The 16,027-nt window shown below is 63.6% G+C and carries 19 protein-coding genes; 8 read left to right on the top strand and 11 right to left on the bottom strand.

The features are described 5' to 3' along the window. Positions 1–20 precede the first annotated feature (20 nt). Positions 21–503: an MFS transporter gene (locus DM374_RS03105; protein WP_095154330.1), complete on the bottom strand. Its 483-nt coding sequence runs from the start codon at positions 501–503 to the stop codon at positions 21–23. Positions 504–585: 82 nt separating this feature from the next. Here DM374_RS03105 and DM374_RS03100 point away from each other — a divergent pair, with 82 nt between their 5' ends. Together DM374_RS03100 and DM374_RS03095 are read left to right on the top strand one after the other, a co-directional pair. After that, positions 586–2,637, top strand: coding sequence for a S9 family peptidase (locus tag DM374_RS03100; protein ID WP_110968514.1), 2,052 nt, complete (start codon positions 586–588; stop codon positions 2,635–2,637). A gap of 86 nt (positions 2,638–2,723) precedes the next feature. Further along, on the top strand, positions 2,724–3,197 hold the full coding sequence (locus tag DM374_RS03095; protein WP_110968513.1) for a cyclic nucleotide-binding domain-containing protein: 474 nt from the start codon (positions 2,724–2,726) through the stop codon (positions 3,195–3,197). Here the strand turns inward: DM374_RS03095 and DM374_RS03090 are convergent. Further along, positions 3,194–3,466: a hypothetical protein gene (locus DM374_RS03090; RefSeq protein WP_110968512.1), complete on the bottom strand. Its 273-nt coding sequence runs from the start codon at positions 3,464–3,466 to the stop codon at positions 3,194–3,196. The two genes, DM374_RS03095 and DM374_RS03090, sit on opposite strands and share 4 nt — an antisense overlap. A 124-nt stretch (positions 3,467–3,590) precedes the next feature. Between DM374_RS03090 and DM374_RS03085 the strand changes: the two genes are divergently transcribed. The 3 genes from DM374_RS03085 to DM374_RS03075 all read left to right on the top strand — a co-directional run bounded on the left by DM374_RS03085 (position 3,591) and on the right by DM374_RS03075 (position 4,943). Continuing rightward, positions 3,591–3,962, top strand: a complete 372-nt coding sequence (locus DM374_RS03085) for a YajD family HNH nuclease (RefSeq protein ID WP_110968511.1) — start codon at positions 3,591–3,593, stop codon at positions 3,960–3,962. Between the two features lie 72 nt (positions 3,963–4,034). After that, entirely contained in the window at positions 4,035–4,505 is a 471-nt protein-coding gene (locus DM374_RS03080; RefSeq protein WP_009399572.1) for an RNA methyltransferase, read from the top strand. 75 nt (positions 4,506–4,580) lie between these two features. Continuing rightward, entirely contained in the window at positions 4,581–4,943 is a 363-nt protein-coding gene (locus tag DM374_RS03075; protein ID WP_404821276.1) for a YgaP family membrane protein, read from the top strand. Between the two features lie 56 nt (positions 4,944–4,999). Here DM374_RS03075 and DM374_RS03070 read toward each other — a convergent pair whose 3' ends face one another. Together DM374_RS03070 and DM374_RS03065 are read right to left on the bottom strand one after the other, a co-directional pair. Next, positions 5,000–6,220, bottom strand: a complete 1,221-nt coding sequence (locus DM374_RS03070) for a hypothetical protein (RefSeq protein WP_110968509.1) — start codon at positions 6,218–6,220, stop codon at positions 5,000–5,002. 49 nt (positions 6,221–6,269) lie between these two features. Then, positions 6,270–6,719 (bottom strand): YcgN family cysteine cluster protein, encoded by a 450-nt coding sequence (locus DM374_RS03065; RefSeq protein WP_095153919.1) that lies wholly within the window; start codon positions 6,717–6,719, stop codon positions 6,270–6,272. A gap of 148 nt (positions 6,720–6,867) precedes the next feature. On the opposite strand from DM374_RS03065, the gene DM374_RS03060 reads away from it, so the two are divergent. Then, positions 6,868–7,461, top strand: a complete 594-nt coding sequence (locus DM374_RS03060; RefSeq protein WP_095153920.1) for a nitroreductase family protein — start codon at positions 6,868–6,870, stop codon at positions 7,459–7,461. A 64-nt stretch (positions 7,462–7,525) separates the two neighbouring features. On the opposite strand, the gene DM374_RS03055 is transcribed toward DM374_RS03060, so the two are convergent. The 5 genes from DM374_RS03055 to DM374_RS03035 all read right to left on the bottom strand — a co-directional run bounded on the left by DM374_RS03055 (position 7,526) and on the right by DM374_RS03035 (position 12,276). Beyond that, the gene (locus tag DM374_RS03055) at positions 7,526–8,458 is read right to left on the bottom strand and encodes a D-2-hydroxyacid dehydrogenase (protein ID WP_110968508.1); all 933 of its coding nucleotides are present in this window, start codon (positions 8,456–8,458) and stop codon (positions 7,526–7,528) included. Between the two features lie 78 nt (positions 8,459–8,536). Next, positions 8,537–8,830, bottom strand: coding sequence for a YcgL domain-containing protein (locus DM374_RS03050; protein ID WP_110968507.1), 294 nt, complete (start codon positions 8,828–8,830; stop codon positions 8,537–8,539). Further along, the gene (rnd, locus tag DM374_RS03045) at positions 8,827–9,960 is read right to left on the bottom strand and encodes a ribonuclease D (RefSeq protein ID WP_110968506.1); all 1,134 of its coding nucleotides are present in this window, start codon (positions 9,958–9,960) and stop codon (positions 8,827–8,829) included. Before rnd ends, DM374_RS03050 begins: the two co-directional genes overlap by 4 nt. Before the next feature lie 123 nt (positions 9,961–10,083). After that, on the bottom strand, positions 10,084–11,718 hold the full coding sequence (locus DM374_RS03040; RefSeq protein ID WP_110968505.1) for a phosphoethanolamine transferase: 1,635 nt from the start codon (positions 11,716–11,718) through the stop codon (positions 10,084–10,086). Positions 11,719–11,910: 192 nt separating this feature from the next. Continuing rightward, on the bottom strand, positions 11,911–12,276 hold the full coding sequence (locus DM374_RS03035) for a 5-carboxymethyl-2-hydroxymuconate Delta-isomerase (RefSeq protein ID WP_110968504.1): 366 nt from the start codon (positions 12,274–12,276) through the stop codon (positions 11,911–11,913). A gap of 109 nt (positions 12,277–12,385) precedes the next feature. On the opposite strand from DM374_RS03035, the gene DM374_RS03030 reads away from it, so the two are divergent. Then, the gene (locus DM374_RS03030; RefSeq protein ID WP_110968503.1) at positions 12,386–12,613 is read left to right on the top strand and encodes a hypothetical protein; all 228 of its coding nucleotides are present in this window, start codon (positions 12,386–12,388) and stop codon (positions 12,611–12,613) included. Between the two features lie 42 nt (positions 12,614–12,655). Here DM374_RS03030 and DM374_RS03025 read toward each other — a convergent pair whose 3' ends face one another. After that, the gene (locus DM374_RS03025; protein WP_110968502.1) at positions 12,656–13,606 is read right to left on the bottom strand and encodes a sulfotransferase family protein; all 951 of its coding nucleotides are present in this window, start codon (positions 13,604–13,606) and stop codon (positions 12,656–12,658) included. Beyond that, entirely contained in the window at positions 13,594–14,415 is an 822-nt protein-coding gene (locus DM374_RS03020; protein ID WP_110968501.1) for an aspartyl/asparaginyl beta-hydroxylase domain-containing protein, read from the bottom strand. Before DM374_RS03020 ends, DM374_RS03025 begins: the two co-directional genes overlap by 13 nt. Before the next feature lie 258 nt (positions 14,416–14,673). On the opposite strand from DM374_RS03020, the gene DM374_RS03015 reads away from it, so the two are divergent. Then, the gene (locus tag DM374_RS03015; RefSeq protein WP_110968500.1) at positions 14,674–15,987 is read left to right on the top strand and encodes a glycosyltransferase; all 1,314 of its coding nucleotides are present in this window, start codon (positions 14,674–14,676) and stop codon (positions 15,985–15,987) included. The last annotated feature ends 40 nt before the right edge of the window (positions 15,988–16,027 follow it).

The raw sequence follows: 16,027 nt of genomic DNA, 5'->3' as shown, positions 1-16,027 counted from the left end.
GCTCGGGTCGCTCCAGGGCGTTACAGACGCGGTTCAAGGCGTTGGCGCGGGCCGCCCGGCGGCAATTCCGGCGGCTCCTCGCGGTAGCGGCTGGCACTTGTAACGGGCTCGGCCATGACCTCGTCGGCATCACGCTTGGCGGCGGCTTCGGCACGCTCGCGACGGGCACGGGCGCGGGCCTCCAGCGGCAGGCGGATGGCGACGAAGATAAGGTAAAGGGCAAAGGCGATCATGCCGTACATGGCCAGATCGGAAGCGGCGCGCCAGACGTTGTTGCCAACCTTGAACAGCATGTCGAGGGCGGTGATGGCGATGGCCGGGGCGAACAGCTCCTTGACCGGGTCGATGATGGTCGGGGTCAGCAGCAGCACCGCCATCAGCACCCGCAGCGGCTCGCGCAGCCAGCGCCACATCCAGCCGGTGATGCGGAAACCCACCCACAGGCAGCCCAAGGCGGCCAGGGCGTACAGGCCCCAGGCGAACAGATAGTCGTTTTCGGTCATGGCGTCCGTGGAAAGGTAGGCAAACAGGCGCTTATGATAACGGCTTTTCCGCGCGCAGGCGCCCCCCAGCCAAGAGAACCCCATGTCCGCTACCGCCAACGCTTCCCCTGCACCGATCGCCCGCCAGGGCGACGGACCGGATCCCTACGCCTGGCTACAGGAGCGCGACGCCGCGGAGGTCATGGCCTACCTGGAAGCCGAGAACGCTTACCAGCAGGCGCAACTGGCCGACCAGGCGGACCTGCGCGAGCAACTGTTCGAAGAGATCAAGGGCCGCATCCTCGAAACGGATCTGTCGCTGCCCTCGCCCTGGGGCCCGTACCTGTACTACACCCGCACCACGGCGGGCGACGAATACCCGCGGCACTATCGCTGCCCGCGTCCGACGGACGACTCGAACACCGTCGACCAGGACCGCGAAGAGCTGCTGCTCGACCCCAACGCCCTCGCCGATGGCGGCTTCCTCAGCCTTGGCGCCTTCAACGTCAGCCCCGACCACCAGCGCCTGGCCTACAGCCTCGACACCAGCGGCGACGAGATCTACACCCTGTACATCAAGGAACTGGCCAGCGGCGAAATCCGCGAGCTGCCGTTCGACGACTGCGACGGCAGCATGACCTGGGCCAACGACAGCCAGACGCTGTTCTTCACCGAACTGGACGACACCCACCGGCCCTTCCGCCTGTATCGCCACCGCCTCGGCAGCAGCGATGCGGAGACAGTGTTCGAAGAAGCCGACGGACGCTTCTTCCTGCACTGCTACCGGGCCAGTTCCGAGCGCCAGTTGATCCTGCTGCTCAACAGCAAGACCACTAGCGAAGCCTGGGTGCTGGACGCTGAAACCCCGGAGCAGTCCTTCACTTGCCTGGCCGCACGGGTCGAAGGCCACGAGTACTACCCCGACCACGGCCAGCTCTGCGGCGAGTGGCGCTGGTTGATCCGCAGCAACCAGGACGGCATCAACTTCGCTTTGTTCCAGGCGACGAGCGACGCGGTACCGAGCCGCACCGACTGGCAGGTACTGGTCCCGCACCGCGATGACATCATGCTGGAAGGCCTGACCCTCAACGCCAGCGCCCTGACCCTGAGCCTGCGCGAAGGCGGCCTGCCGATCATCGAAGTGCATCCGGCGGGGTTGCCGGTCTACCGCGTGCAATTGCCGGATGCCGCCTACAGCCTGTACGTGCAGGACAGCCTGGAATTCACCAGTTCGCGCATCCGCCTGCGCTACGAGGCGCTGAACCGCCCGGCGCAGGTGCGTCAACTGGACCTCGCCAACGGCGAGCAGGCCGTGCTCAAGCAAACCCCGGTGCTCGGCCCATTCGATGCCGACGCCTATGTCAGCCGCCGCCTCTGGGCTACTGCGGGCGACGGCACGCGCATCCCGATCAGCCTGGTGCAGCGCCGCGAAGACCTCGGCCTTCCGGTGCCGCTGTACCTGTACGGCTACGGCGCCTACGGCGAAAGCCTCGACCCGTGGTTCTCCCACGCCCGCCTGAGCTTGCTGGAGCGCGGCGTGGCCTTTGCCATCGCCCATGTGCGTGGCGGCGGCGAATTGGGTGAAGCCTGGTATCGCGCCGGCAAGCAGGAACACAAGCAGAACACCTTCGACGACTTCATCGCCTGCGCCGAACACCTGATCGCCGAGAACGTGACCAGCGCCGGGCAACTGGCGATCAGCGGCGGCAGCGCCGGTGGCCTGTTGATCGGCGCGGTACTCAACCAGCGCCCGGAACTGTTCAAGGTCGCCATCGCCGAAGTGCCGTTCGTCGATGTGCTCAACACCATGCTCGACCCCGAACTGCCGCTGACCGTCACCGAATACGACGAATGGGGCAACCCGCAGGAACCGGAGGTTTATGCGCGGATCAAGGCGTATGCGCCTTACGAGAACGTCAAGGCCCAGGCCTACCCGTCCATGCTGGTGATCGCCGGCTACAACGACAGCCGCGTGCAGTACTGGGAAGCGGCCAAGTGGGTGGCGCGCCTGCGGGTGACCCGCACCGACGACAATCCCCTGCTGCTCAAGACCGAACTGGGCGCCGGCCACGGGGGCATGAGCGGGCGTTATCAGGGCCTGCGCGACGTGGCGCTGGAATATGCCTTCATCCTGAATGAGCTGGATGTGGTGTAAATCGCGTTTTCCGTTGTCAGAGCTTGCACCGCGACGCCAGTCGCGGTGCGATCACCACAACTCGACAACAAGAAAGACGGAACGCGATGCCTGAAGCCACCTTCCTCACCAACGAAATCCGCGACCTGTTGATGGACTGCGGCCTGTTCGACCAGCTCCTGCCCGGCGACTTCCTCGCCGCCGCCGGCTATTTCGCCCTGAGCAGCATGGACGCGGGCCAGGAAATCTTCCGCGAAGGCGATGCCGGCACTTTCATGTGCATCATCGTTCACGGCCAGGTATCGGTGCGCAAGACCGACGCCGACGGCCGCGAAGTGGAAATCGCCATCCTGCGCAAGGGCCGCGCCTTCGGCGAAATGGCCGTGCTGGACGGCGAGCGGCGTTCGGCGTCGTGCCTGGCCGCCAGCGATTGCCAGTTGCTCAGCCTGGGCAAGGACGCGCTGGAAAAAATGCTCAATGACGCGCCGAAGATCGCCGCGAAAATCATCCGCGCGCTGGCCGTGGCCCTGTCCAGGCGGCTGCGCATGCTCGACGGCCAACGCTTGTCACAGCAGGTCTAATCGTCTTTCGCCCGCCTTCCGTCATCCGGGGATAACCCCGGCAACGGTTGATCCTTGGGCGGTGCGGGCAGCGGCACGGGTGGCAGCAACGGCGCTCCCGGCTTGCCGGAAGCAGCACGCGGCACGACAGGCGGCGATACCTGCGGATACGGGGTCGGAGTGGCGGTGCCCGGGGCGCCGGGTACCGGTGCGATAACCCGCGGTTGCAGGTCGGCGGCCTGGGCCGAGGCGATACAAGTCAGGTAAAGCAGGATGCTCGTCAGACGCATGGAGGGCTCCTGGTCGAGGTTCTACACTACAGGCTACTCCGCCAAGCAGCGGTTTGCCTGCCCAGGCGCGGGCAGTGGCGTTAAACTGACGTCAAAACCGTAACAAGCCCGAGCAGGTATAAAAATGACTTCATCTTCCTCCGCTGCCGCCACTGCGCGGCTCGACCGTATCCTCGCCGACGCCAAGCGCGACGATGAACGTGGCTATCGCCAAAAAGCCCTGAAAATGTACCCCCACGTCTGCGGCCGCTGCGCCCGTGAGTTCGCCGGCAAACGCCTGAGCGAACTGACCGTGCACCACCGCGACCACAACCACGACAACAATCCCCAGGACGGCTCCAACTGGGAGTTGCTGTGCCTGTACTGCCACGACAACGAGCACTCCCGCTATACCGACCAGCAGTACTTCAGCGAAGGCTCGCTGAGCACCCCGAGCATCGCCAAGGCCACCCATAACCCGTTCGCCGGGCTCGCCGGGTTGCTGAAGAAGGACTGAAGTCCGACTTTTCGTGCAAAGCCATGCCGGTGACCCCGTATAATCGCGCTTTTTTGCGAAGGGGCCCGGCACGTGGCGAACAAACGGTACAGCTGCATCGGCCTGTACAACCCCAAATCCCCGGAAAACGTCGGCTCGGTCATGCGCGCCGCCGGTTGCTATGGCGTCAACTCGGTGTTCTACACCGGCAAGCGTTATGAACGCGCTCGCGACTTCGTCACCGACACCAAGCGGGTCCACTACGACATCCCGCTGATCGGCATCGACGACCTGCAGAAAATCATTCCCCTGGGGTGCACCCCGGTCGCCGTGGAACTGGTCGAGGGCGCCCGCCCGCTGCCGGAATACACCCACCCGGATCGCGCCATCTACATCTTCGGCCCTGAAGACGGCTCGCTGGACGACGACGTCCGTGCCTGGTGCGAAGAAACCATCTACATCCCGACCAACGGCTGCATGAACCTTGCGGCCACCGTCAACGTGGTGCTGTACGACCGTATGGCCAAGGGTTTGAACACCCGCTCCGGCCCGCGCTTCAAGTAACCGGCCACACCGAGGGAACGCCGGTCGCGCACCGGCGGTCTGCTGACTATCACGCACCCGACAGGAGCATTGTCCATGTCCCAGAAGATCGAGATTCCGACTACGCCTTTCCAGAGCACGCCCGAGCAGAACGTCCACGGCTGGGAGCGCGCGGGCTCCGTGGCCACTGGCGTATTGATGGTTGGCAAGGGTTTGCGCCGCGGCGGCCTGTTCGGCCTGATACAGATGGCGATCGGCGGCGCAGTGCTGGCCCGTGGCGTCACCGGCCATTGCTCGGCCAAGAGCCTGCTGGAACGCGGCCGCGCCGACCTCGACCAGATCCGTTCGCGGATTGAGCGCAGCGGCAGTGAGTTGAAGGCGCTGAAGGCAAGCGCCGAGGCGGCTACGCGGGAAGCGACGGTGACGGGGAATGTTTCGTTGGTGAATCCGAAACCGTGATTTGAAAGATTCATCGCTGGCAAGCAGCACTCCGCTTGCCAGCGATGAAGCCTGCGCTATTTCAACAGCGAACTCTGCAACACCTCAGACTCCCGCCCCAGCACACTCTCCGCCAATTGCACGAACTCCGCAGTACTCACGCTGTTCACCCGCATCAATGCGCGGGTCAGGTCGTCCAGTGAGCGCTTGTTCTGGCTGTGCAAGCGAATCTCCCGGTCCAGCGCCTGCAACAACAGCACGGCACGGGCAACAGTGGCGCCGCTGATCTGCTCGCCACGCACGCTGGTGACCGCCTTGCCTTCCTTGTTCAGCCGCGCTTGCAGCGCCTGGTAGCGGTCATCGCTGATGCCGCCGGCACGGCGCAGCAGTTCGATGGAGTAGTACTCGGCCAGCCCCTCGGTGATCCAGTCGCTGCGCTCGCGGTCGCTGATCCGCGCGAACACCCGCACCAGTTCGCGCAACAGCGGGCTGCTGCCGTTCTCGCTGACCAGCGGCGTGGCGCTGTTGAGGAAGATCGAATTGTTCGCCGCCCGCGCGCCGCGCCACAGGTGCTCGCGCGCGCCAACCAGCAGCAGCTTCGGCGGAGTACGCGGGAACACCGCCTGGTATTGCGGCCAGACGAAGGTCAGTAACGTCAGCGCATCCATCCGCCGCACCCCCTGGCCGAACGGCCCAGCCACGCTGACCTCGGTGTCGCCCAGCCGTGTACGCCGGGCGCCAACGTTGCCAGCCAGCATCCAGCCCGTGGGGCGGTCGAACAGGCGCGAGACGTTGTCGATGCGAAAACGCTGCTTGCCTATCCGCGGCCAGGCAGTTTCGATGCTTTTCCAGCCGGCGGGCAGCTCAAGGGTCAGTCGGGCCACCAGTTCGGTGCCGTCCTGCTGGTCGAGTCGGGCTGGCGGCACCAGGTAATCACCGCGAAACAGCGCCCATTCCGGCGACAGGCGGCTGTCATGGCTGCCATTCTTCATGCGATGGTTGAGGTGCACTCGATAGCTCAGGCTGGCCTTGCCCGGTGCAGGACGCCAGACGCCGCGCTGGTTGTCGGCCTGTGGTTGCCACGGACCGTCGGCCTTGAAATCGCTGTACAGACCTTCATTGCCCAAGTCGAAATCCAGGCTGCGGACCGGCGCGCCGTCGGCGAGGGTCACGCGCACTTCGGCCTGCCCTGTTTGCGGCAGCAAGCGCACGTGGTAGTCCAGATCGACTTTTTTCGCCCAGGCGGCGTTGCTCGCCAGCAACAAAACGACCCACGCCAGATGGTGACGCACAGACATCGCCCGACTCCTTGTTTTAATGCGATGACCGCGAAAGCAGGCTCAAGCCTTAGCTGGCGCGGAAAATCAGATAGTCTTCCCAGTCATCCTCGTCCACGCTCTCCTCGCTGAGCATGCGTCCGGATTGTGATATGCGCTGCTTGTGCACCTGCTCGCGGTCGCCACAGACCAGATGGTGCCAGCGCGGCAGGTCCTTGCCCTCGCTGACCAGGCGATAACCGCAGGTAGGCGGCAGCCATTTGAACTGATCCGCCTTGCCCGGGGTGAGCTGGATGCAGTCCGGCACGTGCGCGAAGCGGTTGGGGTAGTCGCTGCACTGGCAGGTCTTCAGGTCCAGCAGTTTGCAGGCGATCCGCGTGTAATAGACGCTGTTGTCGTCTTCGTCTTCGAGCTTTTGCAGACAGCACAGGCCGCAACCATCGCACAACGACTCCCACTCCAGACGATCGAGCTGCTCGAGGGTCTTGCGGGTCCAGAACGGTTCGGGAGTTGCCTGCATGTCGCGGTGATCCTGTTTCAAAATTCTTCTGCTCTATCGAGCGGCGCCAGTCTAGGACGAGTGCTTCGCCTTTGCCAGACCGCTTGTCAGGGTGTGTAGGACAGGCGTAGTTTTGCAAATCATTTCATACCCCCTGTCAGGAACCCGCATGAGCGCCAATCCTCGCGTTGCCGAATACGCCATCAACGAACAGTTCATCCAGCGCTGGTCACCGCGGGCCTTCACCGCCGAGCCGATCGCCGAAGAAACCCTGCTGAGTTTCCTCGAAGCCGCACGCTGGGCACCGTCGGCCTACAACTCGCAACCGTGGCGTTTCCTCTTCGCCCGTCGCGACACCGCGAACTGGGAGCGTTACCTGGGCCTGCTCAACGAATTCAACCGTAGCTGGGCGCAGCATGCCTCGGCGCTGGTGATCGTGCTGTCCAAGACCACCTTCACCGCCCCGGGCGCCAGTGAAGAAACCCCGGCGCTGTGGCACACCTTCGACACCGGTTCCGCCTGGGGTCACCTGGCCCTGCAAGCCAGCCTGAGCGGCTGGCACACCCACGGCATGGCCGGTTTCGATCAGGAACTGACCCGCAAGGAACTGAAGATCCCTGACGAGTACGTGCTGCATGCGGTCATCGCCATCGGCAAGCTGGGCGACAAGGCGACCCTGGCCGAGTACCTGCAGGCCCGTGAAGTGCCGAGCCCGCGTCGTCCGCTGAGTGAGCTGGCGGCCGAGGGTGATTTTACGCTGTAAGCTTCTATTGCCTCATCGCTGGCAAGCCAGCTCCCACAAGGTTTGGAGCTGGCCCAGTGAGGCCTCAATACCCCCGCGCGAAATCCACTTCCCCACGCAATTCCTCTCCCGCGCCATACGCCCCCAGGTTCTCGACGAACAACCGCGCCATCGCCACCGGCGAGGTCGGCGCCGAGCTGTGCCCGGTCAGCAGCAGGCCCAGGGCGGTCCAGAACGGATGATTGCGCGGCAGCGGCTCCTGGCGGCAGACATCGATCACCGCGCCGGCCAGATGGCCTTTGGTCAGTGCTTCGACCAGGTCACCATCGACCACCGCCATGCCACGACCGGCATTGATGAACAGCGCATCGGGGTTGAAACGGGCGAACAGCGCAGCGTCATAGATATCGTGGGTAGCCGGCGTATCCGGCAGCAGGTTGACTACATAGTCCACCTCGCCCACCAAACGACCGAGGTCGTCCAGCCCCGCTACTTCGATGAACGGCGCCAACACACGTGGCTGGCTGGCGACGCCATAGAGGTGAACCCCGAACGGCACGAGGAACTCGCCAACCTGGCGACCGATGTCACCGGTGCCAACGATCAGCACCCGGCGCCCTTCCAGGCTGCGCCCGGAGCGGCCATCCCACTTGCGCTCGACCTGGCTCATCAGCCGGCTCAGCACTTCGCGTTCGTGGCCAAGCATGTAAGTCAGCACGTACTCGGCCATGACCTGGCCGAAGATGCCTACGGCGCGGGTCAGGCGGTATTCACGGGGCAAGCCATTGGCCAGCAGCGGCGTGATTCCGGCCCAGGTCGACTGCACCCAGTCCGGGCGATGGCCTTGGCGCAACAAGGTCGCCAACAGGTCCGGCTGGCCGAGCCAGACCGGACAATCCGCAGCCAGCCGTGACAGCTCGGCAGAATCGCCACTGGTGAAGATCTCGAGATCAGGCAGGGCTTCATGCAGCAGGCGGGTGTAGAGGGCGTGATCCTGTTCGGCGATCAATACGCGCATATCGATTACAACCTTGCAAAACGGCGGGATGGCCAGCGTACGGCAGCTGGCCACATGGAGACGAAAACGGGGACGGGATCAGACCGGGTCGTTGCGGCGCAGCAGTTCTTCGGGCAGGTGCTCGATGTACTCGTCCTCGAGCGGCGGCATCTGCAGGTGATAACCCTGCTGGTCGAGGTTTTCCAGAACCTTGGCGATGTCTTCGCGGGCCAGCTTGCGCTCCGGGCTCAACACCAGGTCAAAAGCCAGTTGCGGCGTGCCGAAGGCGGGTAGCAGGCCTTCAGGCACGCGCGTCAGGCCATCGGCCTTCAGCACGTAAAGGTACATTTCGTTCTTGCGCGGGCTTTTGTAGATCGAGCAGATACGTTTCACGAGACTTCTCCAGCAGTGGCCAGGCAGTCCAGCAGCGCCTGGCCCATCCGCTCGCGGCGCCAGCCACGCAGCGAATCAGGCAATTGGTAAGGACCGTCGGGGTAACCGCTCTTGAGCAGCGCCTCGAGGGTTTTCTTGCGCAGCATCAGCTCCGGGGCAATGCTCAGGCGCTCGGACTCGGCCTGGCCGATGGCCCGCAGTTGTTTCAGCAGCGCCGAGGCTTCGATCGGCAGCGGCTCGGGCACGGCCGGCGGCCACTCGGCCGGCGGCAGGCTGCCGGTGCGCTTGATCAGGTCCAGCAGGAACTCGCCATCCTGGCGCAGGGTGCGCGGGTGCATGTCTTCGATGCGGGCCAGCGCCGCCAGGTTGTCCGGCTGGGTGCGGGCCATCGGCCACAGCGCGTGCTCCCGCACGACGCGGTTACGCGGCAAATCACGCGCCCGGGCCTCGCGCTCGCGCCAGGCACACAGCTCGCGCAGCACCGCCAACTGGGCGCGGGAGAGTTTCCAGGCCAGTTTGGCGTCGCGGTACAGCTCATAGGGATCGATATCGCGACGCAGTTGCAGCACCAGTTCGGCGCCGTCTTCCAGCACCCAGGCGTTCTTGTCGTCGCTCAGTTGCGGACGCAGGCGCACGTACAGCTCGGCCAGGTGCACGGCGTCTTCCGCGGCGTAGCTGATCTGGGTTTCGGAGAGTGGGCGTTGCAGCCAGTCGGAGCGGGTCTCGCCCTTGGGCAGTTCGATGCCCAGCACTTCCTGCACCAGCCGCGAGTACCCCATGGAGAAACCGAGGTTGAGGTAACCAGCGGCCAGTTGGGTGTCGAACAGCGGCGCCGGCAGGCTGCCGGTCAGACGCAGGAGGACTTCGAGGTCTTCGCTGCAGGCGTGCAGCACCTTGGTGACGGCGGGATCTTCGAGCAGTTCGGCCAGTGGCTGCCAGTCGTTGACCAGCAGCGGGTCGATCAGAAAGGCGCGCTGCCCATCGCCGACCTGGATCAAACCGGCTTTGGGATAGAAGGTATCGACCCGCATGAACTCGGTGTCGAGTGCCACAAAGGGCAGTTGACGCCACTGCTGGCAATGCTCCGCCAGGCTGCGGTCGTCAGAAATCCAGTGAATATCGATGGCCACAAGGCTCTCCCACGAACAATGGCGCGCAGTATATACGGCACAGGCCACTGCCGGGAAACCGCCCGACAGCCCTCTCCCTATGGTTTGTAAGAGAAGCAGACGAAGCGGCTTTTTGCATCCGACTCAGGAGGTAGTCCCTTTCGGCCGGCAACCGGCGAACAGATCCAGTTGCGGGTTGTACAGGGCGGTTTTCACCTGCAACAGGCCGAGCATGGAGTGGAACAGGTTGTCCTGGCTCAGCGGTTGGTCACGTCCCTGTTTCAGGCAGTCGACATCCACGCCGAAGCTGCTGCGGTAGTTGTCGGAGAACCAGGCCAGCATCGGCACATGTTTCTGCTGGTCCGGCGCCACCATGTAGGGCGTGCCATGCAGGAACAGGTTGTACTCGCCCAGCGACTCGCCGTGGTCGGACAGGTAGAGCATCGCCGTGTCCACCTTGTCCTGCTTGCTGCGCAGCACGTCGATCAGCGAGGCCAGCACGTGGTCGGTGTAGGTGAGGGTGTTGTCGTAGCCGTTGATGATGCTCTGCCGGTCGCACTGGTTCAGCGCATTGCTGTGACAGACCGGGGTGAAGCGCTCGAACTGCTGCGGATAGCGTTTGTAGTAATCCGGGCCGTGGCTGCCCATCTGGTGCAGGACCAGCACGGTGTCTTCTTTCAGGTCGTCGATACGTGCGGCCAGGTCCTTGAGCAGGATTTCGTCATGGCATTCGCTGTCGGCGCAGAGGCCCGGTTCCTTGAGATTGCTGACATCTTCGAAGTGCACCCGATCGCAGGTGCCCTTGCAGCCGGACTGGTTGTCGCGCCAGTACACCGCCAGACCGGCGCGCTGGAGCATGTCGAGCAGGCCTTCCTGGTTCTTGGCGGTGGTGGCGTCGTAGTTCTTGCGGGTCATGCCGGAGAACATGCAAGGCACCGACACAGCGGTCTCGGTCCCGCAGGAGGTGACATTGCTGAACGCCACCAGTCCCTGCTCTTGCGCCAACTGTGGGGTGGTGTCGCGGCTGTAGCCGAGCAGGCCGAAGTTCTCCGCCCGGGCGCTTTCGCCCACCACCAGCACAGTCAGCGATTTGCGTGGATGGCTCGACCAGGCGGGCGACAGCGCGGCGTCTTCACCGATCTTGCGGAACGACTGGGTCGCCCCGCCGACCTGTTCCCGCACATAGCTTACCGAAGCGCCGATGTAGTTGCTCGGCACCACCATCAGGCGCAGTTCATGGTGATTACGAAACAGCGAGGCCAGGCCCTGATAGTTGAGCATCGCCACCGCCGCCAGGATCAGCAGACTGGCCAGGCCAACCCATAACTTGCGCAACAACTCGCGGGGCAGCGAGCGGAAGTTGACGGGCGTCTTGAACAATATGAACGTCGGCACCACGCCCAGTAAAACAATATAAACAAGCAACTTCAGCGAGAGCAGATCACGCACTTCCGTTACATTGGTTTCCACGGTATTGCGCAACATGCCGATATCGATCAGCACGCCGTATTGACTCATGAAATACGCCACCCCGGCACTGACAATGAACAACAGCGCCAATAGCGGTTTCAGGGTTCTGCGAAACGTCAGCAGGGTCAGTACAAAGTTAAAGGCACACAACAGCAGTGCACCGAACGCCAGCCGCAGCAATAGCGCGTGACTGTCGCCCTGGAGGACTGTGGAGACATGCCCCCACAGCACCGAGTTGAAACCAAGCAACAGATAGACACTGGCCAACAGCGTCACCCATTCGGGACGCAACGACTTTATTTTCAACATGACGTTTCGCTTATTAAGAGTTCCCCGCCAGGGCCATTGCGGCACCCGCCTTTTACCGGGCGAACTTTAAGCAGCCATTCATCAATTTTCCGTGAAAAAAGCGCGAACAAAACAATGTTCTGGATGAAGGATTGTTAATCCGCGCCCGCCGTTCAGCCGCGGTTCAGAAACAGCGGCTGTTTTTGACTGAGGTCACGCAGGCAAACGTACTTTGGAATAAGAATCACGATCAATATCGAGAATTTCCACACACAACTGAATATCCACACCCGCCTGCGCCGGCACCACATCCTTCAGCGCCTCCAGCAGGCTGGCGGAAAGTTGCCGTTTGATTTCCGCCGAGCGACCGCTCAGCAGCGCCAGTTTCACATGCACGAACGCCCGCTCGACCGGCGCGATGCCGACCCGGAACGCCTCATGGGCCACCGCCCGGCTCTTGATATCCAGCTCGTCGCTGAACTGGCCGCTGGCGACCAGCGCGTTGTTCAGGCGCAGCAGCGCCTTGTCGGTGTCGAGGGTGCGCAGGTTGGCGCTGTACTCCAGGTGCAGTTGGGGCATTTCGGTTTCCTGAGGCGGGACAAAGAGCCACAGCCTACTCCAGCTACCCATCCCGACAAAGGCAACTATCCTGAAGATTCACGCCCTCAACCTCAGGAGAACCGTCACCATGCCGGTTAAGCACGATTTACTCGCAGACCTGCAATTGACCCGGGAAGCATTCGAGGACCACAAGAAAAAAGACCCCCACCTGGGCAACTTGCACGCCAATTACCTGAAAAAGGACAACGAGGTGGTCGAGGCCGAACGGGACGGCAGCCCGGATGACAAGGTCACCAAATTGCGCAAAGAACGTCTGCTGATCAAAGACCAGATCGTCGCCCACCTGAAACCCTGAACCCGCCCACGGCGCTGACGCAGGCGAGTCCCTCACTCGCCGTCAGCGCGCTCCCAGACGCAATGCCTCCAGCGCCTCGTAAGACTGTCGCGTCCAGAACTCGACCCGCTCGCGCAACACCGCCGATGCTTCGTCGCGTTTGTGCTGGCTGTCCGGCACGAACGCTTTCGACGGCTGCTTGGCGTGCAGGCCGGCCGCGCGCAAGGCGAGTTGTGCGCTCTCGTGGTCGAGGCCGAAAAAGCCCGCCAGATGCTCGCCCATGGCCCCAGGCAATTCGCTGTAGTTGACCAGCAGATTGCCCTCGGCGCGGCAGTGTTCAAGGCCCGCCGCCAGCATCAGGCCGAGGCGCCGGGCGATCTCGTCTTCACGCCCGCTCCTGCCTTGGTCGCCATCGAGCCACGCCGAGCCGAGCATGCCGGGGATCATCTGCATGCCGCCCTGGCGCATATGGGACACGGCGATCTCCAGCGGCTCGCGATAGAGGTACAACCACGGCACCTCGGGGAAACACTCACGCAGCCATTGCCGCTCGCGGATGTTCCAGGCTTCGAGCTTGATCACCAGCGCCCGCTCCTGCCCGCTACGAACCTGGCCGTAGGCCGAGAGCAGCCCGCGAATCGCCGCCAAGCGTGTTTCGCGAGGCAGATCCGCTCGCAGCAGGATGTCCAGCGCAGGCGGCTCGGACACCACCACATGGCTGTCCAGTTGCGCAAGCATCTGGCTGATCAGGGTCAAACCACAACGCGAGGCGTGATAGACGAACGCGCTCGGCGCCACGCCCGCAGACTCCGCCTGCCATTGACTCAACGCCGCAAGGGACGTCTGCCGGCGGAAGGCCTGGTTGAACGGCAGGGACAAGGCATCGTCCACCGAGTCGCGGAAAAACGGCTGGTCCAGCCGCTGCTGGCCAAACCAGCACCAGTCCACGCGCCATTCCGGCCCGTCCTGCCAGATACTGATCGGCAACCAGCCCTGCAAATTCAGACTTTCCATTGATCACTCCAGCGAGCACGTCCGACGCGCATGGCCGAGCGCACCTGGTCACGGCCAAAGATGAAACCCTGCTCGCCCGCCAGCGCCAGCGTCCGCTCAACGAACACGTCCTTGTCACGCAGCGCCTGCAAGGTCGCGCTCGCCTGCGGGTTGCGCTCCAGCCAGCCGGCGAAATCGGCGAAAGCCTGGGCAAAACGGCCCACCCCGGCTGCCGGTGTGGTGGCCAGCCCGCTGTCGATCGCGGCGTCGAGCCAAGGTCCGGGACGGCAATCGATGACCAAGTGAATACGTGGGCTGCTGTCGTGGTTTTGCACGCTGTGCGGGCGGTCCAGATCGAGAAACCAGCACTCGCCCGCCTGCATCGGCACGCGTCGACCTTCAAGCATGAAGTCCACCTGCGCGGGGGTGAGCAGCGGCACATGCAGGCGCATGTCGGCATCCGGCCCGCCGAGGTCATAGTCACGGTGTTCGTGGATATGCCCGCCCGGCCCGAGGCGCATCAGCCGGGCGTTGCGGATATCCAGTTGCAACCCGCGCAGACCTTGCTGCCAGCGCGAGTCGCGCAACCAGGGCTGGCGCTCGACCGCGGGGCCGTCGCCGTGGGTCAGTTCACTCGTAGCGTCTGCCGACGAGATCAGCGCAATGCCGCTCCAGTCGCCTTCGAAATAGCGTTGGTTGAAATGCCCTTGCCACAGGTGCTCATCCAGCGCTGCGAGCGCCGCCAGCAAGGGTGGCAGATCGATCGGTACCGGCAAACGCGAGAACGCCGGGCGGCGCGTGGCGCCATCCCGGGAAAACCTGGAATCCATACCCTGGCCCCTCTACCCGACTCCTATTGGAATGCGGCCAGTCTAGGGCCGGCGAAACGGTCGTCAAGCAAAATGCCATCACCTCTCACCAATGGCAGCTTCGTTGAGCTGCGCCTGTCGGGCCTGGCGGAAAATCAGATATTCTCGGCCGTGGTCATGAACCCGTCCACGCTGCCGACACAATGATTACCGCCTTCCCGTGAAAGCAGCCGCGGGGTCCCGGCCCTTGAACACCACGCCAAATTCGAAGCGATAACTATGCACTCTATCTACCTGAACCTCGGTTGCGCCGATCACCAACGCCAGGGCTTTTTCAATATCGACCTGGACGCACCAGGCGCCGACCTGCATCTGGAACAGGGCAAGGCGCTGCCTTGGGAGCGTGGCACGGTTCCGGGTATCTACAGTGCTCACCTGCTTGAGCGCCTGGGCCGCAATCAGGGCATTCGCCTGCTGCACGAGTGCCGCCGGGTGCTGCAACCGGGCGGCGTGATCCGCCTGGTCACCACCGACCTCAAGGCCCTTATCGACGATTACCTCAGCGACCGGCCCGATCCATCGGCACCGGGCGTCAGCCGTGGCGAGCGTTTCAACAACGCCTTGCGCCAACAGGCGTGGATCTACGACGAAGCGGAACTGACGCGAATCTGCAAGATGATCGGCCTCGAGCCGCTGGCGAACACCGCGCCAGGCGCGAGCAGCGATCCGGCCCTCAGCGGTCTGGAGTCCGACGCACCGGGGCAACTGGTCCTGGAGTTCCGCAAACCACTGCGCCAACTGGCCGCAGGCGACGAGCCGCTGGTCAGCATCGTCATGCCGACCTACAAGACCCAGCACCTGCACCAGGCCCTGGAAAGCGCGCTGAACCAGACCTACCGCAACCTGGAAATCCTGGTCTGCGACGACTGCCCCACCGATGCCATCGAAGCCATCACCGCCGAATACGGCAAGTTCGACCCACGCATCCGCTACGTGCGCAACCCGGACGCCGGCAAAGACATCGGTCGCCTCAATCACGTGCTGTGCATGAACGAGGCCCGCGGCGAGTTCATCAAGTTCCTCAACGACGATGACCTGCTCGACCCCGAATGCGTGGAACGCATGATCAAGAGCTTTAGCGACTACCCTGATATCACCCTGGTGACCTCCAAGCGCCAGCGCATCGACCAATACGACGCACCGCTGGCGGATATCGCCGCGACCCAGGCGCCGGTGGCCGCTGACTCGATGATCGAAGGGCTGTCGCTGGGCACCGCGCTGATGCTGTCGCAGATCAACTTCGTCGGCGAGCCGAGCACCGTGATGTTCAGGCGCGAGGACATGATCGAGGTCACCCCGGACTTCATGTCGGTGGACGAGCAGCCCATCGCCTGGGCCTCGGACGTGGCGATCTTCCTCAACCTCGCGTTGAAGGGCAACACGGTGTACCTGGTCCAGCCCCTCAGCAGCTTCCGCATTCACGGCGAGCAGTGTCAGGTGTTGTACGGCGCCGCAGCCCAGGGCGAATCGCGGCGTTGCTGGGAAATCATGCGCAGCTTCTGGGCCCGTCATGAGTTCGACAAACCACTCTGAACATCCCGAGCCATACAGGGCTCTGACGAAAGACACGCCG

It is taken from the genome of Pseudomonas huaxiensis, assembly GCF_003231275.1.
In the GTDB taxonomy this organism is placed as follows: domain Bacteria; phylum Pseudomonadota; class Gammaproteobacteria; order Pseudomonadales; family Pseudomonadaceae; genus Aquipseudomonas; species Aquipseudomonas huaxiensis.
Note: the sequence above shows the minus strand (reverse complement) of the source record. Positions and strands in the feature narration are given on the sequence as shown.